Consider the following 22990-nt stretch of genomic DNA (forward strand, 5'->3'; position numbering starts at 1 on the left):
GCCTGGCCGTGCGCCGACGCGCCGGTCGGTGGAGCCCTCCGAGCCGGAGGCGGTTCAGCCCGCCGCCCGCCTTCGTACCGCCGGGGGCTACTTCACGTACGGGACCTTCAGGGCGTTCCAGGACGTGGCGCCCGGCCAGCCGTCGGCGTCCGAGCCCGAGAAGCCGAGCTTGCGCTGCCAGGCGGCGTAGGACTGGCGGTCGGCCTCGGACCAGCGGGGGCTGGGGCCGATCTGGTAGCGGCCGCAGCCCTCGGCGACCAGGCGGCGGCCCATCGCCGTGACGATGGGGGAGCTGGGGGCGGTGCGGAAGAAGGAGGTGCCCGGGAAGGGCTGGTAGCGCGGCGGGGCCGGCTTCGCGGGCGCGGTGGGCCGGGCCGCCGGGGCCTTGCCGAGGCGGGCCTGCACCCGGTCGCGCATGCCCGGCATGCCGAAGCCGCGCGGGTCGTTCTTCCAGTCGGACCACTCGGAGTGGCCGATGACGGACTTGGCGCCCCAGCCGTGGGCGCGGCAGAGCGCCGCCGACACCCGCTCGATGGCATCGAGCTGTTCGGCCGGCCAGGGGTCGGTGCCGTTGCCGAGGTTGATGCACTCGAAGCCGTAGAAGCGGGAGTTGCCGTCGACGGCGCCCGCGCTGCCCTGGTGCTCGCGCGGCACCGGCGGCCGTACCCCGTAGGTCTCGCTGACGACGGCCTGGAGGACGGACGGGTCGCCGCCGCCCGCGTGGTTGGCGCGGCCGGAGGCGATCAGGTGCACGCTGCCGTCCTTGGCGATGACGCCGTGGCACAGCGGGCCGGGCAGGCCGGCGTAGCCGTCGTAGCAGAGCGCGACCGAGGAGGCCGTGCCGGACGAGACGGTGTGGTGGATCATCACGCCGCTGACCGGGCCCCAGGCGCCGACCTGGTTGCGGTTGTGGGTGCGCCAGCCGTCGTGCTCGACGACGGTGACGCCTTCGGCGCGGAGCGCGGCGACGAACCGGTCCGCGGAGAGGGGGGCTGCCATCTGTGACCTCCGGGAAGGGATTCCGGGCATGGAAAAACCCCGGCCGGTTCGTCGGCGCGGGGCGTACGGGACGGAAGCGGGCTTACGGGGCGGGGGCCGGCTCCGGGTTCTCCGGGGCGACCGGGGCCTGCGCGGCGCACAGCGCGGCGTACGCGAGCCGGCGGGTCTCGAAGTCGGCGAGGGCGGCGGCCACCGCCCGCTGCACGGCGGTCGCGTCGGGGACGACCGGCAGGCCGCCCTGGCCCGGCACCGCGATCAGGCCGGAGCCGCGCAGGACCACGTCGCCCGTACCACTCTCGGCCAACTGCGCGGAGACGTTCACCGCCGGGTACTGGCCCGTGACCGGGTCCCGCTCCAGGATGCCGCCGAGGGTGTTGTCGAAGACCCGGACGAGGACGGTGTGCCCGTTCTCGGTGACGGTGGCGCGGCCCGCGTAGTCGATGGCCACGCCCCAGGGCTGGGTGGGGTCGATGTTCATGCTGTGTGCTCCTCGGTCAGGTCTGGGTGCCGTAGATGAGGACGGGCTGGGCGTAGACCGTGCCGCCGCCGGCGAGCGCCTGGATCTCGATCTTCATCGTGGTGCCGAACTTGGTCTTCATGTCGCCCGGCAGCAGGTTGAGGTGGTCGAAGGTCGAGCCGGCGGTGACGGTCGGCCCGAACTGGACGTCGTCGACCATCACCCGCACCTGGCCGGTGGCACCGCTGGACGCCGCCGTGTTGACGGACAGGCGCAGCTTCGGCTGCCAGACCGGGTTGAAGCAGCGGGCGATGGTGACGAAGGTGGCGCTGGTGGTGGAGGGCCACTTGGTGACGTCGGTCGGCACCGGCGGCATCAGGTGCAGCCAGGGCCGGGCGAGTCCGCCGGTGAGGATGTCGTCGGCGAAGATCTCGTGGTCGTAGCCGTCGAAGATGCGGAACAGCGGCTTGGTGACGGTGACGCTGCCGGTCGGCGCGGTGGGCCGGATCTCGCTGACGGCGGGGCGGGTGTTGACGGCCGTGGACAGGGCCTTGAGCCGGCGTTCCATCTGGTTGAGCCGGTCGATGATGTCCTCGGGCAGCTTGGGCATCAGGCCTCCTCAAGGTAGAGCTCGGCGGTGTCGGGGCGGCCGCGCTCCGGGGGAGTGACCTTGACGCCGATGATGCGGTAGCGGGTGTCGAGGCCCTGTGAGAACCACTCGTCCCGGATGCGGATGCGGGCCATGCGGCCGAGGAGCGCGGGCGGGACGATCCCGCCGAGGTGGATGCTGATCGCCGGGATCACGACCGTGCCGCGGGCCTCGTCGAGCTCCCGCGTGGCCAGCGAGTCGAGCGTCAGGGTGTCGGTGACCTCGTTGTGGTCCGAGGAGAGGTCGATCAGCGGCCAGCCGTCCACGAGCAGATCGCTCGCGTACTGCTGGGTGGAGGAGATCGGCCGCGACTCCTCGCCCGCGTTGGAGTTGACCGAGGCGCCGCGGGCCACGGCGGTGGTGCCGCCGCGGGTGGCGTCGTACGGGAAGGAGTACGACAGGATGGAGCCGGGCCGGTCGAAGACCAGGTCGGTCGCACCGTTGACGATCTTCGGGGAGCCGAGCCGGAGCTGCCGGACCCGCCGCCCGTCGTTCGGGTCGCGGTAGACCAGGAACTGGTGCTCGAAGCCCTTCTCCAGAGCGGCGAGCTGGTCGAGCGCCTCCAGGTAGACGGTCTCGTCGCCCTTGCGCCAGGACGCGGTCCGCAGGGGGGTGTCCTTGGGGGACTGCTCGGTGCCGAAGCTGATCCCGAGGCGGCGCGGCTCCCTGCCCTCCGTCGGGGGGACGGTGGGGTCGTCCTGGAGGTCGAGCTCGGCCCACAGGCGGCGCGCGATGTCCAGCTGGTCGGTCGGGGTGGTGAACGAGATGTCGGTACGGATGCGGCGCCGGCTCGCGTACGAGTCGAAGGTCGCGGCCTGCACGCCGAGGGTCAGCACCCCGCGGCCGCTGGACTGCAGCGTCGTGGTCCAGACGATGCCGCCCCACCACAGGTCGCCGCCGCGCTCCAGATAGACCGCGGTGCGGCCCTCGCGGACCTTCTTGACCCGGTCGGCGATCTCCTGGTTGGGGATCGGGATGGTGCCGGAGAGCGAGCCGGACTTGCCGATGTAGTCGTCGATGGAGACATCCCGCAGCGGCAGGATGTCGAGGGTCTGGTCGGTGAGCAGATCGCAGAAGATGGCCCGGTAGGGCGTGTCGAGGCTCATGCGGCGGCCCTCACTGGACGTAGGTGGCGGTGATGCGGATGCTGCGCCCCGCGGTCAGCACACCGTTGGGGGACCAGGTGCGCAGCGTGACCTCGCCGCTCGTCAGGATCACGGCGCTGCCGTGGCCGTAGCCGTCGCTGGCCGAGGCCTCGAAGTTGAGCGTGGGGCGCCATCCGGCGGGCAGGGTGCACAGGAGCTCGTCGTTGATGTTGCCGGCGGTGGAGGCCGTGACGTCGGCGCCCGTGCGGCTGGCGTTGATGTTGAAGGTGACGATCCCGTGGGTCCGGCGCGCGGAGAAGTAGCCCACGGACCAGTTGGCCATCGCCTCGACGCCGGTGGTGGTGGTCTCCACCTTCACCGGCGGCTGGTAGTCGGCCCAGGCGGTGCCGTTCCAGCGCTGGAGGACCCCGGAGTTGTCCCGGTACTGGCCGGTGTAGCTGCCGGTGGAGAGGGATCCGCTGGGGGCGATGCCGCCGACGTCCTTGGGGTAGGGGACCCAGTCGGTGCCGTCCCAGCGCTGGAGCTGGCGCGCGTTGTTGGCGTCCTGGTACTGGCCGGGGTACGCGCCGGGCACCGTGGCGTTGTTGTAGACCGGCAGGATGCCGCCGACGCCGACGGTCGTGGTGCGCAGGTCGGTGAGGGAGGTCGTCCACGGGATGCCGCCGGCGCCGGCGGAGGCCCCGGCGGGCACCAGGATGTGGAACAGCGTCAGCGAGGTGCCGGTCACCGCGGGCGGCGTCGGCACGGCCTTCGGCTCGCCCTTGATGATCTCGACGGCGGCCTCGCTGAGGCTCTGGCCGTCGAACTCGGCGTCGTACACGCGCAGCAGGACGACGTCGATGCGCGGGTTGAACGGGTCGCCGTCGTCGAAGGTGAGGGGCATGTTCGCGTCGATGCACACGGGGTACGCGCCCTGACCGGTCGGGCCCTGGACGACGGCGCGGCCGTAGGACAGGTTCGCGGTCATCGGACCGATGGGGGTCAGGGAGTAGCCGCTCACCCGGTACGTGCCGTTCGGCGAGCCCGGCAGGATGCCGGAGCGCGAGCCGACCGGGTCGACGGGGGTGGTGGCGCCGAGGGCGGTGAGGCGGGTGGTCACCCGGGTCTGGCCGGTGGGCTGCAGCCAGCCGCTGCGCAGGACCATGATGTCTCCTCTCAGAGGGGTGGGCGGCCGGTCAGTACTGCGGGTCGACGCGGATGAACACGTTGTCGAACCCGCCCTTGACCCCGGCGGTGTTGGCGACGATCCGGTAGTAGGCCGTGAGCGTGTAGCTCAGGCCCGGGGTCAGGCCCGACAGGCGCCGCGCGCTGGCGGTGGAGATCTGGTTGTCGCTCGCGCAGATCAGCGAGACCTCGTCGCTGGGCTCCTGGATCACGGTGGTGCCCTGGGTGAGCTTCAGCGCCATGTACGCGTAGAGGTCGGAGCGCGACCTGATGCGGGCGCCGAAGGAGAGGAGGACCTGCTTCGACGCCGGGGCGGTGAAGGTGAGGGCGAGCGGGTTCGCGGGCCCGTCGGTGAGGAGGTTGACGTACGTGCTCGACGTGGTCTCGCCGTAGTCGGAGGTGTCGGTGTAGTACGGCCCGGGCAGGACGGCCGGCTTCCAGGTGGTGCCGTCCCAGCGCTGGAGCGAGCCGCCGGTCGTGTCCCGGTACTGGCCGGTGTAGCTGCCCGGCACGTTGCCGGCGCTGGTCGGGACGATGCCGCCGAGCGCCTCCGGGTAGGACACCCACTTGCCGCCGTCCCAGCGCTGCAGCTGGTTGTTGGCGGTGTCCTGGTACTGGCCCGGGTAGCCGCCCGGCAGGACCTCGCCCTCCACGGGCAGGATGCCGCCGATCGCGACGACCGGGGTGCGCAGGTCCTTCAGGGCGCTCGCCCAGGGGATGCCGCCGGTGCCGGCACTGGCGTTGGCCGGGACGGTGACCTCGTACAGGGGCAGGGAGCGCGGCGGTACCGTCGGGCGGTCCGGGCTGCCCGGGGTGCCCTGGATGATCTCGACCTTCGCCTCCTGGCGGAGCTGGCCGTCGTAGAGGCTGTCGTAGATCCTGATGACGATCAGGTCGATGCGGGGCTGGTCGGTGCCCGGGGCGAAGGTCAGCACCTCGGGGGTGGTGAGGGCGACCGGGTAGACGCCCTGGGAGATGTCGCCCTGGACGACGGCGCGGCCCTCGTGGACGGTCACCGACATGGCGGCGGTGCCGCCCTCCGTCCAGAAGCCGGACAGGCGGTACGGGCCGCCGTAGGAGCCGGGCAGGATGCCCGAGCGGACCTGGACGGGGTTGACGGGGGTGGTCGCGCCGATCTGGGTGAGGCGGGTGTCCTCGCGGGTCTGGCCGGTCTCGGCGACCCAGCTGCTGCGCAGGTTCACGGGGTTCTCCGTTCGGGAGTACGGGAGGGGCGGGTCAGGGGGCGGGTCACGGGGGCGGGCCGGCGGGCGGGCCGGCGGATCAGGCCTTGATCCACTCGGCGGTCAGCACGCAGGCGTAGCCGGAGCCGCCGAGCGTCTTCACGGCGGCGGTGTGCGACTGGTAGCCGTGGAGCTGGAGCGTGGTGCCCGCGGTGAGCCGGATCAGGCCCTGGCCGCCGACGGTGATGGCGCCGTTGCCGGCCGGGGTGAGCCAGGTCATCCGGGCCTGGCCGACACCGCCGGCCACGATGCGGGAGCCGCGCATGCCGGTCTGGGCGTCGTTCTGCCAGCTGACATGGCCGCCGACGCGCCACCAGCCGGTGCGCGGGACGGTGTAGGTGTTGGTGCCGTTCCAGCCGGTGGAGTCGTCGACCTCGACCGTCGGCATGGTGATCGCGGTCCAGGTGTTGGGCGACACGCTCTGCTGCTGGGTGGACAGGTACTGGGTGACGCCGAGCAGGAGCTTCGCCGTGCCCTCGTTGTACTGCCAGGCCGCGCCGTCCCAGCGCTGGAGGCCCGCGGAGCTGTCGCGGTACTGGCCGGTGTAGCCGCCGGCGGCCGTTCCGCTGGGGGCGATGCCGCCGAGCGCCTTCGGGTACGAGACCCATTCGGTGCCGTCCCAGCGCTGGAGCGTGCTGCCGGCGTCGCGGTACTGGCCGGCGTACGCGCCCTTGAAACCGCTGGTGGGGAGGATGCCGCCGAGCGCGACGACCGGCCAGTGCTGAGTCGTCACCTTGGTGTCGGTCCCGGTCCAGGTGATGCCGCCGGTGCCGGCGGAGGTGCCCTTCTTCACCGTGACGGTGTAGAGCGGCAGGGTGCTGCCGTCGGGGCTCGCCGGCGCCACCGGCACGGCCGCGGGTACGCCCTTGACCAGGCGGACCGCGGCCTCGGTGACGCCCGTCCTGTCGTACTGGTCGTCCAGGACGACCAGCTCGATCAGGTCGATCCGGTCGTACTGCGCGTTGCCGTCCTCGAAGGTCAGGGTCTCGGGCGTGACGGCGGCGACCAGGTAGGCGCCCTGGTTGGTGTCCTTGCCCTGGACGATGGCGCGGCCGGTGCCGATCGTGCACTGCATCGGCGCGGACCCGGTGAGCACGAAGCCGCCCGGCAGGATGCCCGGGCGGGAGCGCAGCGGGGTCTCCTCTGCGCTCTGGCCACTGGGGGTGAGCAGGGCGGCGAGAGTGAGGCGGGTGTCCTCGCGGGTCTGGCCCGTGGACTGGAGCCAGGCGGCCCGTACGGTCATGGTTCTTGCCTCTCGGTGGGAGGGGAAGGGGAACGGCGGCTACCGGGTCACCACTCGGCGCTGCGCCAGTGGACGGTCATCACGGCTTCCGGGGCCGCCGAGTCGGGGCGGAAGGACAGCTCGCTGCGGCCGGGTTCGAGCGTGAACAGCTCCTCCGGGCTGGAGTCGGCCATCGCGGTGTGCCGGCGGGAGGCCGTGTTGTTGAGCGTCACCGTGCCGTTGGCGGTGTCCACGGTCAGCTGGTCGCCGGCGGCCAGGTCGATCGCGTACCGCAGCCGGCGCCGGGTGGTCCGGTCGGTGACGCTCGGCATGGAGCACGGGCCGCGGAAGACGATCACCGGGTGGGTGGCCGCCGAGCCGGTGTTCTCGGCGACGGTGTCGCCGGTGGAGGTGGCCTGCCCCCAGTCGAGCGGCCAGGTCAGCGGCCAGGTCAGCCCGCTCTCGGGCTGCGGGGCGCCGGTGGAGACGGACTGCTCGTTGACGGAGTAGCGGCGCGGGTCGGAGGCCAGCCACTGGATGGACATGCGCGAGCTGCCCTGGGTGGCGAAGCCCTGGTCGGCCGGGACGACCCGCTGGGCGATCCGGGCGCGTACGGCGAGGAGTTCGCCGTGCAGCCGGACGGTGAGCCAGCGCTCCTCGTCGAGCAGCGCGAGGGCCTGGCGCAGGGCGCGCAGGGCCTCGGGGACGCCGTTGTACTCCGGCATCAGCACGATCGTGCCGCCGACCTTGCGGGGCTTGGCGTAGCGGGAGCCCGGCCAGGCGCCGTGCGAGGTGGGCCGCTCGGCGTCGGAGGAGTCGTACTCGGGCAGGTCCTCCCAGCCCTGGAGGCCGGTGCGGTCGACGGCGAACGGCGTGCCGGGCCCGATGAGCAGCCCGGCCCACTGGATCTGCCCGTCCTGGGTGATCAGCGAGCCGGGCGCGAGGTCGGCGGTGAAGGTGTTTCCGGCGAATGCGGTGGTGGTCTCGGCCATGGGGCCGTCACCTCACTTCTGAGTGAGTGTCAGGGGTTGTCAGCGGTGGGCGCCGGCGAGGAAGAGCAGGTCCTCGGCGGTCGACCGGGGGCCGGCGCCGGGGTCCTCGTGGAAGTCCCGGATACGGTGCGGCGGCCGCGGCGCCTCGGTGACCGCCGGGACCCGGCGGGCCTCCAGGGCGGAGAGCGGGTCGATGCGGGGCGCCTGGTCGGCGTACGGGAAGACGACACCGCCCTCGGCGAGCATCGGGATCTTCGGGATGTCGACGCCGAAGTGCTTGCCGAGGAAGTCGAAGCTCAGCTTGTTCAGCCCGTCGATGATCCAGTTGGCGAAGGCGATGAGCCCGTCGATCGGCCCCTTGACGACCCCGACGACGGCGGTCAGCGCGCCCTTGATGAGCTCGCCCATGCCGTGCAGGGCGTTGCCCACCGCGTCCTTGGCGTGGCTGAAGAAGCCGGGGATCTTGTCGGTGAACAGGGACAGGAGCGGCTGGATGACGTTCCTGATCGCGTTGATCGAACTGGAGGCGATGCCGCGCAGGGCGTTGACGGCGGAGGTGACGATGGACCGGACGTGGGAGAAGCCGTTGACGGCGTCCCCGATGATCTTCAGGAAGGTCTTGAAGACGGTCAGGTACGCCTTGAAGTAGTTCGCCACCAGGGTGCCGATGAGCTTCAGGACCGGCATCAGGAACGTGAGGACGGCCTGGAAGCCCTTGAGGACCTGCTGCATGACCTGCCGGATGATCCGCTGCCCGGTCTCGCTGTTCACCGCGTACTCGATGAGCCAGGCGGCGACGGGGAGGAGGATGCCGGCGATGAAGCCGAGCGGGTTGCCCCGCATGGCGAGGTTGACGCCGGTCATGGCGACGGAGGCGATCTCCATCACCGTGCCGTAGGTGTCCATCAGCTTGGTGACGGTGTCGGCGAACGGGAGGAGCGGCAGCAGCATCTCCACGAGCATGCCGAGGGCGGGGCCGCCGAGTACCGCGGCGAGGGTCCCCGCCTTGCCCGCAGCGGTGCCCAGCTTCTTGAACCCGTTCGCCGCCTTGGACTGCTGGATCCGGCGCAGGGTGCCGGCCGCGCCGGACGCGCCGGCCTTGAGGGTGCGTACGGAGTTCCCCGCCGTTCGGAGCCCGGCGGCCAGCCTGTCCATGCTGCCGGACGCCCGCTGTGCGTCCTCCTTGATCCGCTTCAGCGCGCCGGCCGCGTCGCCGACGCCCCGCCGCAGCGTGCTCAGGACCGGTGCCGCGCCCTGGAACGGGTTGCGGAAGGCGACGGCGGCACTCATCCGCGCGCCTTCGCCAGGTACATCAGCGCGTCGGCCGTGGACTGCGGGTCGCTGTGACGGGCCGCGTGGTAGTGCTCGATGTGCAGGCCCGCGCCCGTGCCCTGGCCGCCCTGCAGCTGCGCCGACATACGGGCGCGGCGGGCGGTGAGGGCGAGCAGCCGGTCCAGCTTGGAGAGCGGGAGCACGGCCTCGGCCTCGCCGGCCTCGGCGAGGATCGCCGGGACACCGCCGTTGCGCGGCATGACGACACCGCCGGTGGCGAGCATCGGGATGGTCGGGATGTGCACGCCGAAGGTCTTGCCGCCGACGAGCGGCACCCAGCCGGGCACGCTGACCTTGACGCCGTTGACCGCGCCGATCATCCGGTTGATGAGGCCGATGACGGCGTTGATCGGGCCGGACACGGCGCTCTTGATGCCGTCGAACGCCCGGGACGCGATGCCGCTCAGGGCGCCCCAGATGGACGACATCTTGTCCTTCACGGCCTGGAAGGCCTTCGGGATCGTGGACTTGATCCAGTCGACCACCGGGGTGATCACGGCCTTGATGCCGTTCCAGACGGCGCTGATGACCGTCTTGATGGCCTTCATCACCGTGGTGATGACGGTCTTCCAGATGTTGACGTAGGTCTTGATGACGGTGGCGACGGCCTTGACGACGGTGGAGATGGCCTTCTTGATGCCGTTCCAGACCGTCTTGATCAGGGCGCCGGCCTGTTTCATGATCGGGCCGACGGCCTTCATGACGGTGCTGATCACGGTCTTGATGGCGTCGAAGGCCTTCTTCAGGACCTTCTGCATCGTCTTCGACTGCATCGCCATCTCGACGATCTTCTCGATGAGAGGCATGAAGAGTTCGAGGAGCCGGGCGAGCAGATTGCCCTTCATCGACTTGTTGAGCTTGTCCTGGCCCTTGGACGCCTTGCCGGCACCGGACTCGTACTTGCCCATCTTCGTGCCGGCCGACTCGGCGGTCTTGCCGGCCTTCGTCATGGACTTCTCGGCGTTGTCCGAGGCGGTCTTGAGGTTCTTGAGCTGGGTGTTGGAACCCTGGGCGTTGGTCTTGAGCGTCTTGAGCTGCCCGGACGCGGACTTGCCGGCGTCGCCGACCTTCTTGATGTCACCGGCGGCGCCGGAGGCCTGGGTCTTGAGGCCGCGCAGGGTGTCGGACGCGCCCTTCAGAGCACTGTTGAGAGACATGGGTTACCTCCTTTCGGGGGGTGGGTGGGTCAGCTTCCGGAGCCGGCGGGAGCGCCGATGACGGCGGCGGCCTGCTGGGCCGCGGTCTTGAGGGCGTCGAAGGCGCCGGCGACGTCGTGGCCTGCGTCGGCGAGCCGCTCGGCGGCCTTGGCGGCGGAGCGGAGGGTGCCGGCCTTCGGGAGGTCGTGCCACCGCTGCGGTTCGAGGTGTGTCTGCGCGGCGACGAGCTTCTCGGTGGCCTCGGCGACCGACTTCATATGGGTGGGGTCGGCCTTGTCCATGGCCTTGTTGATCTTGACGAGCTTGCCCGGGTCCGGCAGCTTCTCCGGGGCGAACTTCTTCAGCGCCTCGGCGGCGTTCGTGACCTGTTCGACGTTCAGGTCCGAGACGACGAGCTTGATCTTCCCGATGGCGGTCGCCGTCTTGTCGAGACTCCGCGCGTTCGGGACCTTGCGGACCTCGGTGTTGAAGTCCTTGATCTTCTGGTTGATGCCGTCGAGCGCCTCGCGCAGGGGCGTGAGGGTCGCCGCGTTCGGGGGGTCGGCCAGGTTGGCCAGGCCGCCCGCCTCGCGGGTCTGGAGGTGGCCGCGGTCCACCAGGGCGGGACGCGTGCCGTCGTCGTTCATGGCGATGGTCCGGTCGCCGAGCCGAGTGGCGAGGCTGGGGAACCGGGCAGCCATCCCGTCGAGGATCCGGTTCTGGAGGCCTCGCTGTATGTTCGTGAAGTTGTTCAGGAGCATGAGCCCGATCACGGGGACCAGGAGACCCCCGACGGTGCTGAGGGCGTAAGGGATCCAGTTCTGGCCCTCCTTGAACTTCTCCCAGGTGGCGGCGAAGCCGCCGAGCCCGGCGGTCTCGGCCCACTCCGTGATCGAGTCCTTCTTGAGCTCTTCGTTGTTCTCGCCGATCTGCTTGACCCAGGACGATGCGGCTACGGCTTCTTCGGTGAGGAGCTTGGGGACAGCGCCCACCAGGGACGCCTTGAGCTTCGAGACGAGGTCCGTCTGGTCGACGAACTCGCCTTTGTGCTTCTCCTGGTCGGGATGGGGGACCTTGTAGGTGACCTCGGCGCCGTTGGTCTTGTCGGCGTTCGTGGTGGTGAGGACGTCCTTCAGCTGGCTGATCTCGGTGGAGAGGTCGTCGATCGACTTTCCCATGGCTACTCCGCTTCCGGCCGGTGACGGCCAAGCGCCGAAAAGCCCCTGCCGCAGGGATCTCGGCAGGGGCTCGTGCGTGGGGGCGCGCGTACGGGCGGCTAGGCGTCGTCGTCCCGGCGGGAGCCGCGCCGCGCCGTCGCGAGCGCGTCGTTCCAGCCGGCCGCGTAGGCGACGGCCTCGCGGCGGTTGACCTCGGCGTACAGCGTGCCGAGCAACGCTCTCTTGTCGAGCGCGACGGGGCCGGCCAGGAGCTGGGCGAGGCGGTCGTGGAGCGGGATCTGCGGTCGCGATGCCTCGGCCTGCTGGGTCATGGACGCCTGCCTTCCGGTTGCTTGCCCGTGCGTGCGTGGCGGCGCCGCGGAGTGAGGCGGGGGCACCACGTTATCGAACTGCTGTGCGAACAGATTGTGGAACACCTGTTCGAGGTTTGTCGAGCCGTAAACCCCTGACGGCGTGTCTTCTCGCCAGGGTTCCGGCGGGGTTGGTCCTTGATCGGGGCTGGTGTTCGACCGGGTACTCTGGAGGGCGCGTTCCCCGGACCTGACACAGTCGGGGGAGTGACGGGGCGCGAGGGGCGCGCGGGGGAACCCCAGGGGGTTTGGAAGGCAGTGCAGACGCATGGACACGGAGCCGGGCGGTAACCGGCGGGAGCGAGTCATCGACTGGCTCGAGTCCCATCCGGACCTGCCCCATCTCTTCGCGCGGCTCGCCGAGCTCGTCCACGTCTCCGGGTACGCCCCCGAGGATCTCGTCGTGATGCCCCGCGGTGAGGTGGACCGGCGCGAGACCGCCGCCTTCACCGCCGGCTGGGCCGAGGCCGTGGCCGACGAACTCCCGCGCATCCGGCGGGAGTACGAGAGACGCGTGGCCGACGCCTACGCCCAGGGTCAGGGCGACGCGCGTGGAATCCGGCGCCCGCAGCGCCGTACCGACGCCCAGGAGGGGGCCGGGGCCCGGGTCATCCCGCTGCCCTTCGCCCGGCTGCTCGAACCGCCGGCCGTGGTCGTCCAGGCCGAGGAGCGGGTGCGCCGCGAGCGCGAGCTGTTCGAACAGCGGCCCGAGCCGGCGTACGAGGCGGCCGAGCCCGACCCCGAGCCCGACCCCGAGCCCGACCCCGAGCCCGACCCCGGCCCCGGCCCCGAGCCCGTGTCCGTGACGGAACCGGATCCCGAGCCCGAGCCCGAATCCGAGGCGGACCAGACCCGCGTCGCCCGGCGGAACGCCCAGCCCGTGCGCAAGGTGGTCCGCGGCAAGGGCGGGCGCCCGATCGTGCCCCCGCTCACCAACGTGCCCGCGCAGGACACGCGCGCGAGCGCCCGCCCGCGCCGGCTCTCCGAACGGGCCAGGGCCCTGGAGGAGGAGCTGGCCACCGAGCGAGCACAGGAAGCGCCCCCGGAGCCCGCTCCCTGACGGGAACGGGCTCCGGGGGCCGTGGGGGCGGCATCACCTGAAGGGCTCAGCCGAAGAACTGGGCGAGTGCGAGCGGGGAGATCGCCTCCGGGACGTCTCCCGACGCGGAGCCCTCGCCCGACCCCGGCCCCGTCCTCGACCCCTCGCCGTCCTCGTCCTCGTCCTTGACGCCCGGACGCGGGACCGGCTTCGGGAACTCGGGCTGGTCGCCGTCCTCGTCCGAGTTGACGCACTGGAACATCCAGTTGGCGACGGCCAGATGGTCCACCGCGGCGGCGAGCAGATGGTCGGAGAGCGACCACTCCGCCGACTCCCCGTGGATCTCGCGCTGCACGGCACCGTCCTGCGGAAGGTGCTTGACCAGGACCGTCAGCCGGCGGCTGGAGAGGTCCCCGCGGTACCAGTCGAGGAGATCGACGCCGTAATGGCGGAGCAGGTCCGCCTCAAGGGCCTCGGCGTGTTCGTCGACGAACTCGACGAGGCTCAGTCTTCCCCCAGGCCGAGCCCGGTCTCCTGGCCGTAGGCCTCCAGGATCGCGGCGATGTCCTGCATCGTGAGGTCGTGCTCCTCGAAGCGGGAGAACTGCTCCTCACCCATCAGGAGCGCGAGCAGCCCGTCCACGTCGTTGTCGTCGAGCTTGCGCAGCGCCTTCGCGGTCTTGCGCGACAGCTCGGTGGGGAGCGTGTAGGACTCGCCGTCCAGTTCGAAGGACCAGCTGCGGCCGTGGGCCTCCAGTCGCTGGGCGCGAGCGGCGTTGACGTCGAAACGGGCCATGGTTGCTTACTCCTGTGTTCGAGAGCGTGAAGAAGCGTGAAGAGAGGAGGGGGTGGGGCGGGACGGCGGTGCGCCGTCCCGCCCCGAGGGGTGGATCAGGCCGCGTAGCTGGTGTCCTTCATGTGGAAGGTGGCCAGCGGCTGGCCGGCGCCGTTCGACATGGCGGTGAAGGTGATGCCCAGGGTGGACGCCGCCTTGCGGGCCAGCTTGATGTCGTCGGTGGCGGTCACCTGGCCGCGCGGGATGATGAAGCGGTACGTGACCGCGACGTTGCCGGTGGCGCCGGCCTTGGCGTCGGTGAACTCCAGGCCGAGGGCGCGCACGTCCGCGAACGGACGCTCGGAGATCTCGTACTTGTAGGAGTCCGCCGGCGTGCCGTCCGCCTCGACCTTGCCGCCGCCCATGAAGAGCTTCAGGGTGTCCTCGTTGAACTGGAGCAGGGAGAACTTCAGCGAGAGGTCACGGGCCGAGTAGATGTAGTGCACCGGGGAGACCGACTGCCAGGAGTCGATGGGCTCCAGCTTGTCCTTCTTCGAGAAGGTGACGCCGTCGCCCGTCGTGAAACCGAGGTTGGTCCAGCCAGTGCCCCAGTCGGACTCGGCCGGCTCCGCGGTGCCGAAGACCGGCGCGGTGGCGCCGACGTTGCCGATGTAGAGCTTGCCGGTACCGGCGACGCGGATCTCGGCGGAGTTGTTTCCTGCCATGGTGGGTTTTCTCCTTGATGAGAGGGGTGGGGGCACCGCACCGGTCCGGAGGGTTCCGGGGGCCGGGTACGGCAAAGGCCCCGCCGGACGGTCCGGCGAGGCCTGGTCTGTGGGGCGCCCGAGGGCGCCGGGGGGAGTTCCCGGGTGTCCAGAAGATCTAGAAGACGCTCAGGGAGAGCTCGATGACGCTGAGGTAGCGGTTGGCGCCGCGGTAGAGGTAGTCGGGCATCCAGCGGGGCCCGTCCTGCTCCTCGACGTCGCTGACGAGGTATCCGCCGATCTGCTTGCCGATGGTGGCGAGCAGCGCGCGGCGGGCCGCGTTGGCGGTGACGTGGGCCGCTTCCTTGGTCGGGCCGTACACCTCGAACTCGACCAGCGGCTTGTCCAGGTGCAGATCGCCGATCCAGGCGCCGCCGCGCCGGTTCACGAGGACGGCGTTCTGTGTGCCGTCGAAACCGGTGGGCGCCTGGACGGCGACCGTGACGCCGGCGAGCGCCGGGTCGGCCTTGAGGACGTCGACGACCAGCTTCTCGACGTCCGGGAACGCACTCGGGGGAGTGGTCATGACGGTGCTCCTCAGGGATGACTCAGGGACGGGGCGGGTGGTGCGGGGGGCCGCCCGGGGTGCTCGACGCGGGGAAGGGGGGCGGGGGCGCGGAGCACTCCCGGACGGCGGACGGCGGAGACTGCGGCCCGTCTCGCGGGCACAGCTCCGCCGCTGCACCAACTGTGACAGAGAGCGTGCGCGCACGCAACTAGTTCGGTGGCCGACTTGGAGATCCCTGACCGGGTGGGCTGTCACGCCCCCTCTGACCTGGGCGGATCCCTTCCGGGGCGCGGTCGCCGCCCGATAGGTTGGGGCTCCCCGAGCCCGAGGAGCCGCCCGTGACCACCGCCCGCCCCGCCGCCCGCCCTCGTCTCCTCCACGTCACCGACCTCGCCTACCCGGCCCAGGGGCGCCGCTACTGCGACGAGGACATCGCCCTCACCGCCCGGCTGCGCGAGCACTTCGACATCGCGCTCTGCCACCCGCGCGACGCCGCCGCCCTCATGGACGCCTTCGACGCCGTCGTCGTCCGCAACAGCGGGCCCGTCCTGCACTACCAGGAGGCCTACGACGCCTTCCGCGCCGCGGCCCGCGCCCGCGGCACCCGCGTCTACAACCCGCTGCACGGCCGCGGCGACATGGCCGGCAAGCAGTACCTGCTCGACCTCACCGCCGCCGGACTCCCCGTCATCCCCACCGTCGACCGCCCCGCCGACCTCGACCGGCTCCCCGAGGCCGAGAGCTACGCGGTCAAGCCCAAGGCCGGCGCCGACTCCATAGGGCTGCGCTTCCTCCCGTACGAGGAACTCGCCGGGCTCGACTACACCGAGGGCGCCGGGCTCCTCGTCCAGCCCCGGATCGACTTCCGCTACGAGGTCTCCTTCTACTTCGTCGACGACCGCTTCCAGTACGCCCTCCACGCCCCCGACCCCGAGCGGCGCTGGGTCCTGGAGCCGTACGAGCCCACCGCGGCCGACCTCGACTTCGCCCGCCGTTTCATCGCCTGGAACACCCTCGACCACGGCATCCAGCGCGTCGACGCCTGCCGCGCACCCGACGGCGAGCTGCTCCTGGTGGAGCTGGAGGACCTCAACCCGTACCTCTCCCTCGACCGCGTGCCGGAGGACGTACGGGACCGTTTCGTCGCCGCGATGGCCGAGTCCCTCAAGGACTTCCTGAAGGCATGACGAAGGGCCCCGTGTCTCCGATGAGACACGGGGCCCTGTACGTAGAAGAAGCGCGTCAGGCGGTACGAGGCCTCCGCCGCGCCGCCCGCTCCGCCGCGAACACGTCCTCCAGGCGGAACAGCTGCGCCCGGCCCGCCTTGCCCGCGGCCCGCAGATGGCCCAGCTGGACCCACTTGCGGATCGTCGCCGGGGCGACCCCCGCCTCCTCGGCGGCGAGCGGGCCCGGGATCAGCGCCGGCAGGGACAGCGGCAGCGCGGTCGAACTCAGCATGTGGTCTCCGTAGTGTCGTCCATCGCCGCCTCGATCTCCTCCGTACGCGCCCCCGACGCGTCCGCGAGCTCCGTCCACTCCTCCTCCGGCCACAGGTGCCGGTAGGCCGGGTCGTCCTGGCAGCCGCAGGCCGTGTCCGTGCACACGCACGCCGGGTTCACGCACAGCACCGCGCGCCGGTCCGGGAAGGCCCGCAGCGACACCGAGTCGCACCAGGGGCAGCGGCCGGACACCCGGACCACCGTCTCCGCCTCGCCGAGCGTCCGCGCGCAGCGGCGGGCCATCCGGCGGACCTCGTCCCGTACGTGCCGGGCGAGCACGGGGTGGGCGGCGATGGCGTCGAGCAGCCCGACGACCCGGCGCAGCCGCTCGACGACCCCGGCCCGGCGCGGGCGCGGCAGTCCGAGCCGCGCGCAGACCGCCTCCTCCAGCTCCACCACGCCGTCGGTGATGTCGCGGATCGCGTCGGAGATGTGCAGCCGGATCGGCGCGGCGCCGTGGCCGGGCACGACCAGGCCGTGCCGCTGCTCCAGGAACAGCGCCTCGCGCCGTTCGGTGCGGATCAGCTCGTCACGCCCGGCGTGCGGCGCGCGCGGCGCACTGCCGGCGGGGGCCTTGCGGCCGGGCGCGAGCTCCTCCGCGAGCTCGGGGAACTGGCGTACGAGGGAGGCGGCCCAGAGCACGATGTCGCGCAGCACCCGCTCGTCGGCGCCGGCGCCGACGGCGGTGCCGGTGCTCTCTCCGGTGCCGCCCCCGGCCGCGGGCGCCTGCTCGGCCCGCTGAGGCGCGTCGGCCTGCTCAGTCACGGGTGCCTCCGGCGGTGGCCCCGGCGAGCGCGGGAGCGAGCGCGGGCACGAGGGTGGCGGCGGCCGCGTCCAGAGCGACGGCCGCGTCGAGGGCGGCGGCCGCGTCCGGGGCGACGGCCTCGCCCCGGCGGCGGCGCGGCTTCACCGGGCGCCCGTTGCGCCACAGCCGGCCCGCGCAGACGCCGTCGAACCAGCTCTCGGCGGGGGCGACCGCCGCCTCGCACTCGCGGCTGACGGGGCAGACGGCGCAGGCACGCAGGGCCGGGGCCGCCTCCTTGCCGCGCCGGGAGAAGACGACGGACGGGGAGAGGCCGGCGCACGCGGCGGCGGCCTGCCATGGGGTGGTGTCGGGCTGGTGCAAGGGTGGTCTCCACGTTCCGGGCCCCGCCTGCCCTGGGGCGTGTGGGGCCCTTGGGACTCGTGAGGCCGACGAGTGCGGCGCTCAGCAACATAGACATGTTGCGTGCGAGCTCGCAACTACCTTCGTGGAGACCCCTTCACCGATTCGACACGATTGCGTGCGTGAAAGCACGTAATTCCGTGCGCGCAAGCACGCTAAAGTAAGGGGCCCGAAGGGTGGGGGAGTAAGAGGGAGAGCGGTACACATGAGCACTCAAGGGCTCGACGAGTTCGCGGGTTGGGTCGAGGGCCTGATGCGCGCGCGCGGCTACGACATCGACAGCCCGCGCGGCGGCGGGAAGTCCCGGATCGCCGACGAGGCCGGCGTGCACCGCGCGGCGGTGACCCGGCTGCTGCAGCGGCAGAGCATGCCCGACCTGGAGACCATGCGCAGGATCGCCCCGCTCCTCGGGGTCTCCGTCCGCGACATGCTGATCCGGTCCGGCCGGGTGACCCCGGAGGAGCTGCCGCTCGCGGCGGATCTGCTGCCGCCGGGCGACTGGCAGCCGACCATGGAGGACTTCGCGCGCTGGCTCGGGGTCCCCGACGAGCGGATGGACGTCTTCGTCAAGGTCGTCCACCAGTTCCTGGAGCCCGAGCCCGAGGCCGCCGGCGACCCCCGCCCGGCGTCCGAGTCCCGCCGCGCGGCACGGGACTGACCCGCGGGTGCGGCCGCGGCCGCACCCGCCGATCCAGGGCCCAGGCCTCGGGTCCGGCCCCGGCTCGACTCCGGGTCCGACCCCGGTCCCGGACCCCGGGTTCCGGCCGCGCCCGCCGGGCGGGCCCGCGCGTGGGCATTTGTTTTGACCGGAGTCCATGCGATAGGTACGCTCAAGCCTTGTGCCTGGGGTGTGCCCGGAGCCGTGTGCGTGTCCTCAACCGCACCGGATCCGAGACCGGCCACCGCGATCAGCGCCCTTTTCCGCCCTCGGCGGAGGTCCGCGCGATACGACACACCCGACCGCGTGGGTCGGTGACGTTCCAGGTTAGTTGTACCGAACGGCACACAGAAACCGGAGAAGTAGTGCCTACGATCCAGCAGCTGGTCCGTAAGGGCCGGCAGGACAAGGTCGAGAAGAACAAGACGCCCGCACTCGAGGGTTCCCCTCAGCGCCGCGGCGTCTGCACGCGTGTGTTCACGACCACCCCGAAGAAGCCGAACTCGGCCCTCCGTAAGGTCGCGCGTGTGCGTCTGACCAGCGGTATCGAGGTCACGGCCTACATTCCGGGTGAGGGACACAACCTGCAGGAGCACTCCATCGTGCTCGTGCGTGGTGGCCGTGTGAAGGACCTGCCGGGTGTTCGCTACAAGATCATCCGCGGTTCCCTTGACACCCAGGGTGTCAAGAACCGCAAGCAGGCTCGCAGCCGCTACGGCGCCAAGAAGGAGAAGTAAGAATGCCTCGTAAGGGCCCCGCCCCGAAGCGCCCGGTCATCATCGACCCGGTCTACAACTCTCCTCTTGTCACCTCGCTGATCAACAAGATCCTGCTGGACGGCAAGCGTTCCACCGCCGAGCGCATCGTCTACGGCGCCATGGAGGGCCTCCGCGAGAAGACCGGTGCTGACCCGGTCGTCACGCTGAAGCGCGCTCTCGAGAACGTCAAGCCGTCCCTCGAGGTCAAGTCCCGTCGTGTCGGTGGCGCCACCTACCAGGTGCCGATCGAGGTCAAGCCCGGTCGCGCGTCCACCCTGGCGCTGCGCTGGCTGGTCGGCTACTCCCGCGCCCGTCGCGAGAAGACCATGACCGAGCGCCTCATGAACGAGCTCCTCGACGCCTCGAACGGCCTCGGTGCTTCGGTCAAGAAGCGCGAGGACACGCACAAGATGGCCGAGTCCAACAAGGCCTTCGCGCACTACCGCTGGTAGTCGCAACCCACATCGAGACCGAGAGAAGACTGAAGCCTTATGGCTACCACTTCGCTTGACCTGGCCAAGGTGCGCAACATCGGCATCATGGCCCACATCGACGCGGGCAAGACGACCACCACCGAGCGGATCCTGTTCTACACCGGTGTCTCGTACAAGATCGGTGAAGTCCACGACGGCGCTGCCACGATGGACTGGATGGAGCAGGAGCAGGAGCGCGGCATCACCATCACGTCCGCCGCGACGACCTGCCACTGGCCGCTCGAGGACGTCGATCACACGATCAACATCATCGACACGCCGGGTCACGTCGACTTCACCGTCGAGGTGGAGCGTTCGCTGCGCGTGCTCGACGGTGCTGTGACGGTGTTCGACGGCGTGGCCGGCGTCGAGCCGCAGTCCGAGACCGTCTGGCGTCAGGCGGACCGCTACGGCGTTCCGCGTATCTGCTTCGTCAACAAGCTCGACCGCACCGGTGCCGAGTTCTTCCGCTGCGTCGGCATGATCGAGGACCGCCTCGGCGCCGTCCCGATCGTGATGCAGCTCCCGATCGGTGCCGAGGCCGACTTCCAGGGCGTCGTCGACCTCGTCCGCATGAAGGCTCTTGTCTGGTCCGCCGAGGCCACCAAGGGTGAGATGTACGACGTCGTCGACATCCCCGACACCCACACCGAGCTCGCCGAGGAGTACCGCGGCAAGCTGGTCGAGGTCGTCGCGGAGAACGACGACGCGATGATGGAGCTCTTCCTCGAGGGCACCGAGCCCACCGAGGAGCAGCTCTACGCGGCCATCCGCCGCATCACCCTCAAGTCCGGCAACCCGGAGAACACCACGGTCACCCCGGTGTTCTGCGGCACCGCGTTCAAGAACAAGGGCGTCCAGCCCCTGCTCGACGCGGTCGTGCGCTACCTCCCCTCCCCGCTCGACATCGAGGCCATCGAGGGCCACGCGGTCGGCGACCCGGAGGAGGTCGTGAAGCGCAAGCCGTCCGACGACGAGCCGCTGTCGGCCCTCGCGTTCAAGATCATGAGCGACCCGCACCTGGGCAAGCTCACCTTCGTCCGCGTGTACTCCGGCCGCCTCGACTCCGGTTCCTCTGTCCTCAACTCCGTTAAGGGCAAGAAGGAGCGCATCGGCAAGATCTACCGCATGCACGCGAACAAGCGTGAGGAGATCGCGTCGGTGGGCGCCGGCGACATCATCGCCGTGATGGGTCTCAAGCAGACCACCACCGGTGAGACGCTCTGTGACGACAAGAACCCGGTCATCCTGGAGTCCATGGACTTCCCGGCCCCGGTCATCCAGGTCGCCATCGAGCCGAAGTCCAAGGGCGACCAGGAGAAGCTGGGTGTCGCCATCCAGCGTCTCGCGGAGGAGGACCCCTCCTTCCAGGTCCACTCGGACGAGGAGACCGGCCAGACCATCATCGGTGGTATGGGCGAGCTGCACCTCGAGGTGCTGGTCGACCGTATGCGCCGTGAGTTCAAGGTCGAGGCCAACGTCGGCAAGCCGCAGGTGGCCTACCGCGAGACGATCCGCAAGGCCGTCGAGCGCGTGGACTACACGCACAAGAAGCAGACCGGTGGTACGGGTCAGTTCGCCAAGGTCCAGATCGGCATCGAGCCGATCGAGGGCGGCGAGGCCTCGTACGAGTTCGTGAACAAGGTCACCGGTGGCCGTATCCCGCGCGAGTACATCCCCTCGGTCGACGCGGGTGCGCAGGAGGCCATGCAGTTCGGCATCCTCGCCGGCTACGAGATGACCGGCGTCCGTGTGATCCTGCACGACGGTGCCTACCACGAGGTCGACTCCTCCGAGCTCGCCTTCAAGATCGCCGGTTCGCAGGCCTTCAAGGAGGCCGCGCGCAAGGCTTCGCCCGTGCTCCTCGAGCCGATGATGGCCGTCGAGGTCACCACGCCCGAGGACTACATGGGTGAGGTCGTCGGCGACATCAACTCCCGCCGTGGCCAGATCCAGGCCATGGAGGAGCGTCACGGTGCCCGCATCGTGAAGGGCCTCGTGCCCCTGTCGGAGATGTTCGGCTACGTCGGCGACCTCCGCAGCAAGACCTCGGGTCGCGCAAGCTACTCGATGCAGTTCGACTCCTACGCCGAGGTTCCGCGGAACGTCGCCGAGGAGATCATCGCGAAGGCCAAGGGCGAGTGACGCACCGCGTTTAACGCAGCGCGTTCACACACCTTAGGCTTGACACCGACCACCGGGGGTCGGACCCGACAAGGGAAACCGATCCCCGGCGGACGGCACCCCAGCAAAGATCACCCTGGCGCCGATGAGTAAGGCGTACAGAACCACTCCACAGGAGGACCCCAGTGGCGAAGGCGAAGTTCGAGCGGACTAAGCCGCACGTCAACATCGGCACCATCGGTCACATCGACCACGGTAAGACGACCCTCACGGCCGCCATTACCAAGGTGCTGCACGACGCGTACCCGGACCTGAACGAGGCCTCGGCCTTCGACCAGATCGACAAGGCTCCCGAGGAGCGCCAGCGCGGTATCACGATCTCGATCGCGCACGTCGAGTACCAGACCGAGTCGCGTCACTACGCCCACGTCGACTGCCCGGGTCACGCGGACTACATCAAGAACATGATCACCGGTGCCGCGCAGATGGACGGCGCCATCCTCGTGGTCGCCGCCACCGACGGCCCGATGCCGCAGACCAAGGAGCACGTGCTCCTGGCCCGCCAGGTCGGCGTTCCGTACATCGTCGTCGCCCTGAACAAGGCCGACATGGTGGACGACGAGGAGATCCTGGAGCTCGTCGAGCTCGAGGTCCGTGAGCTCCTCACCGAGTACGAGTTCCCGGGCGACGACCTGCCGGTCGTCCGCGTCTCGGCGCTCAAGGCGCTCGAGGGCGACAAGGAGTGGGGCGAGAAGCTTCTCGACCTCATGAAGGCCGTGGACGAGTCCATCCCGCAGCCCGAGCGTGACGTCGACAAGCCGTTCCTGATGCCGATCGAGGACGTCTTCACGATCACCGGTCGTGGCACCGTCGTCACCGGTCGTATCGAGCGTGGTGTCCTCAAGGTCAACGAGACCGTCGACATCATCGGCATCAAGACCGAGAAGACCACCACCACGGTCACCGGCATCGAGATGTTCCGCAAGCTGCTCGACGAGGGCCAGGCCGGTGAGAACGTCGGTCTGCTCCTCCGTGGCATCAAGCGCGAGGACGTCGAGCGCGGCCAGGTCATCATCAAGCCCGGTTCGGTCACGCCGCACACCGAGTTCGAGGCCCAGGCCTACATCCTGTCGAAGGACGAGGGTGGCCGTCACACCCCGTTCTTCAACAACTACCGCCCGCAGTTCTACTTCCGTACCACGGACGTGACCGGCGTCGTGACCCTCCCCGAGGGCACCGAGATGGTCATGCCGGGCGACAACACCTCCATGAGCGTCGCGCTGATCCAGCCCGTCGCCATGGAGGAGGGCCTCAAGTTCGCCATCCGTGAGGGTGGCCGGACCGTCGGCGCCGGCCAGGTCGTCAAGATCACCAAGTAATTCCACTTGGTGCATCCGGGCTG

Annotated in this window: 26 protein-coding genes; 7 read left to right on the plus strand and 19 right to left on the minus strand. The window is 70.5% G+C overall.

The window, feature by feature from the left end:
* Nucleotides 1–87 precede the first annotated feature (87 nt).
* The 12 genes from AB0C73_RS02365 to AB0C73_RS02420 form a co-directional block, all read right to left on the minus strand.
* Nucleotides 88–999: a peptidoglycan-binding protein gene (locus tag AB0C73_RS02365; protein WP_362523617.1), complete on the minus strand. Its 912-nt coding sequence runs from the start codon at nucleotides 997–999 to the stop codon at nucleotides 88–90.
* A gap of 82 nt (nucleotides 1000–1081) precedes the next feature.
* Complete coding sequence (locus AB0C73_RS02370; RefSeq protein WP_362523619.1) at nucleotides 1082–1477, minus strand: ATP-binding protein; 396 nt, start codon at nucleotides 1475–1477, stop codon at nucleotides 1082–1084.
* Nucleotides 1478–1493: 16 nt separating this feature from the next.
* Nucleotides 1494–2066 carry a hypothetical protein gene (locus tag AB0C73_RS02375; RefSeq protein WP_362523621.1) on the minus strand — a complete coding sequence of 191 codons (573 nt, stop codon included), beginning with the start codon at nucleotides 2064–2066 and terminating at the stop codon, nucleotides 1494–1496.
* On the minus strand, nucleotides 2066–3211 hold the full coding sequence (locus tag AB0C73_RS02380) for a hypothetical protein (RefSeq protein WP_362523623.1): 1146 nt from the start codon (nucleotides 3209–3211) through the stop codon (nucleotides 2066–2068). Before AB0C73_RS02380 ends, AB0C73_RS02375 begins: the two co-directional genes overlap by 1 nt.
* A 10-nt stretch (nucleotides 3212–3221) precedes the next feature.
* Nucleotides 3222–4355, minus strand: a complete 1134-nt coding sequence (locus AB0C73_RS02385; protein ID WP_362523624.1) for a hypothetical protein — start codon at nucleotides 4353–4355, stop codon at nucleotides 3222–3224.
* Between the two features lie 31 nt (nucleotides 4356–4386).
* Complete coding sequence (locus AB0C73_RS02390; protein WP_362523625.1) at nucleotides 4387–5577, minus strand: hypothetical protein; 1191 nt, start codon at nucleotides 5575–5577, stop codon at nucleotides 4387–4389.
* Between the two features lie 79 nt (nucleotides 5578–5656).
* On the minus strand, nucleotides 5657–6859 hold the full coding sequence (locus tag AB0C73_RS02395; protein WP_362523627.1) for a hypothetical protein: 1203 nt from the start codon (nucleotides 6857–6859) through the stop codon (nucleotides 5657–5659).
* 47 nt (nucleotides 6860–6906) lie between these two features.
* Complete coding sequence (locus tag AB0C73_RS02400; RefSeq protein ID WP_362523628.1) at nucleotides 6907–7830, minus strand: phage tail protein; 924 nt, start codon at nucleotides 7828–7830, stop codon at nucleotides 6907–6909.
* A 39-nt stretch (nucleotides 7831–7869) separates the two neighbouring features.
* Nucleotides 7870–9120, minus strand: a complete 1251-nt coding sequence (locus tag AB0C73_RS02405; protein ID WP_362523630.1) for a tape-measure protein — start codon at nucleotides 9118–9120, stop codon at nucleotides 7870–7872.
* Nucleotides 9117–10319, minus strand: a complete 1203-nt coding sequence (locus AB0C73_RS02410; RefSeq protein WP_362523631.1) for a phage tail protein — start codon at nucleotides 10317–10319, stop codon at nucleotides 9117–9119. Before AB0C73_RS02410 ends, AB0C73_RS02405 begins: the two co-directional genes overlap by 4 nt.
* 29 nt (nucleotides 10320–10348) lie before the next feature.
* A complete protein-coding gene (locus AB0C73_RS02415) occupies nucleotides 10349–11476 on the minus strand; it encodes a hypothetical protein (protein ID WP_362523633.1) in 1128 nt (375 codons plus the stop codon).
* 98 nt (nucleotides 11477–11574) lie between these two features.
* Nucleotides 11575–11787, minus strand: a complete 213-nt coding sequence (locus AB0C73_RS02420; protein ID WP_362523635.1) for a hypothetical protein — start codon at nucleotides 11785–11787, stop codon at nucleotides 11575–11577.
* Nucleotides 11788–12094: 307 nt separating this feature from the next.
* Here AB0C73_RS02420 and AB0C73_RS02425 point away from each other — a divergent pair, with 307 nt between their 5' ends.
* Nucleotides 12095–12886, plus strand: a complete 792-nt coding sequence (locus tag AB0C73_RS02425) for a hypothetical protein (RefSeq protein WP_362523637.1) — start codon at nucleotides 12095–12097, stop codon at nucleotides 12884–12886.
* Nucleotides 12887–12932: 46 nt separating this feature from the next.
* Here the strand turns inward: AB0C73_RS02425 and AB0C73_RS02430 are convergent, their stop codons facing one another.
* The 4 genes from AB0C73_RS02430 to AB0C73_RS02445 form a co-directional block, all read right to left on the minus strand.
* The gene (locus AB0C73_RS02430) at nucleotides 12933–13322 is read right to left on the minus strand and encodes a hypothetical protein (protein WP_362523877.1); all 390 of its coding nucleotides are present in this window, start codon (nucleotides 13320–13322) and stop codon (nucleotides 12933–12935) included.
* Nucleotides 13323–13369: 47 nt separating this feature from the next.
* The gene (locus AB0C73_RS02435; RefSeq protein WP_362523639.1) at nucleotides 13370–13660 is read right to left on the minus strand and encodes a hypothetical protein; all 291 of its coding nucleotides are present in this window, start codon (nucleotides 13658–13660) and stop codon (nucleotides 13370–13372) included.
* Nucleotides 13661–13755: 95 nt separating this feature from the next.
* The gene (locus tag AB0C73_RS02440; protein ID WP_362523640.1) at nucleotides 13756–14364 is read right to left on the minus strand and encodes a phage tail protein; all 609 of its coding nucleotides are present in this window, start codon (nucleotides 14362–14364) and stop codon (nucleotides 13756–13758) included.
* A gap of 157 nt (nucleotides 14365–14521) precedes the next feature.
* Nucleotides 14522–14929, minus strand: coding sequence for a hypothetical protein (locus AB0C73_RS02445; RefSeq protein ID WP_362523642.1), 408 nt, complete (start codon nucleotides 14927–14929; stop codon nucleotides 14522–14524).
* Between the two features lie 320 nt (nucleotides 14930–15249).
* Here AB0C73_RS02445 and AB0C73_RS02450 point away from each other — a divergent pair, with 320 nt between their 5' ends.
* Nucleotides 15250–16098 (plus strand): hypothetical protein, encoded by an 849-nt coding sequence (locus AB0C73_RS02450; RefSeq protein WP_362523644.1) that lies wholly within the window; start codon nucleotides 15250–15252, stop codon nucleotides 16096–16098.
* Between the two features lie 55 nt (nucleotides 16099–16153).
* On the opposite strand, the gene AB0C73_RS02455 is transcribed toward AB0C73_RS02450, so the two are convergent.
* The 3 genes from AB0C73_RS02455 to AB0C73_RS02465 all read right to left on the minus strand — a co-directional run bounded on the left by AB0C73_RS02455 (nucleotide 16154) and on the right by AB0C73_RS02465 (nucleotide 17536).
* Nucleotides 16154–16369 (minus strand): hypothetical protein, encoded by a 216-nt coding sequence (locus tag AB0C73_RS02455; protein ID WP_362523646.1) that lies wholly within the window; start codon nucleotides 16367–16369, stop codon nucleotides 16154–16156.
* Complete coding sequence (locus AB0C73_RS02460) at nucleotides 16363–17067, minus strand: hypothetical protein (protein ID WP_362523879.1); 705 nt, start codon at nucleotides 17065–17067, stop codon at nucleotides 16363–16365. The genes AB0C73_RS02455 and AB0C73_RS02460 overlap by 7 nt, the downstream gene beginning before the upstream one ends.
* A gap of 100 nt (nucleotides 17068–17167) precedes the next feature.
* Nucleotides 17168–17536, minus strand: a complete 369-nt coding sequence (locus tag AB0C73_RS02465; protein ID WP_362523648.1) for a WhiB family transcriptional regulator — start codon at nucleotides 17534–17536, stop codon at nucleotides 17168–17170.
* Nucleotides 17537–17780: 244 nt separating this feature from the next.
* Between AB0C73_RS02465 and AB0C73_RS02470 the strand changes: the two genes are divergently transcribed.
* The 5 genes from AB0C73_RS02470 (at nucleotide 17781) to tuf (ending at nucleotide 22967) form a co-directional block, all read left to right on the plus strand.
* Nucleotides 17781–18233, plus strand: a complete 453-nt coding sequence (locus AB0C73_RS02470) for a helix-turn-helix transcriptional regulator (RefSeq protein WP_362523650.1) — start codon at nucleotides 17781–17783, stop codon at nucleotides 18231–18233.
* A 365-nt stretch (nucleotides 18234–18598) separates the two neighbouring features.
* The gene (gene rpsL, locus AB0C73_RS02475) at nucleotides 18599–18970 is read left to right on the plus strand and encodes a 30S ribosomal protein S12 (protein ID WP_003948652.1); all 372 of its coding nucleotides are present in this window, start codon (nucleotides 18599–18601) and stop codon (nucleotides 18968–18970) included.
* Nucleotides 18971–18972: 2 nt separating this feature from the next.
* On the plus strand, nucleotides 18973–19443 hold the full coding sequence (rpsG, locus tag AB0C73_RS02480; RefSeq protein ID WP_128985143.1) for a 30S ribosomal protein S7: 471 nt from the start codon (nucleotides 18973–18975) through the stop codon (nucleotides 19441–19443).
* A gap of 39 nt (nucleotides 19444–19482) precedes the next feature.
* Nucleotides 19483–21609, plus strand: coding sequence for an elongation factor G (gene fusA, locus AB0C73_RS02485; protein ID WP_362523652.1), 2127 nt, complete (start codon nucleotides 19483–19485; stop codon nucleotides 21607–21609).
* Between the two features lie 164 nt (nucleotides 21610–21773).
* Entirely contained in the window at nucleotides 21774–22967 is a 1194-nt protein-coding gene (gene tuf, locus AB0C73_RS02490) for an elongation factor Tu (RefSeq protein ID WP_362523654.1), read from the plus strand.
* Nucleotides 22968–22990 lie beyond the last annotated feature (23 nt).

Source organism: Streptomyces sp. NPDC048623, from assembly GCF_040650755.1.
GTDB lineage: Bacteria > Actinomycetota > Actinomycetes > Streptomycetales > Streptomycetaceae > Streptomyces.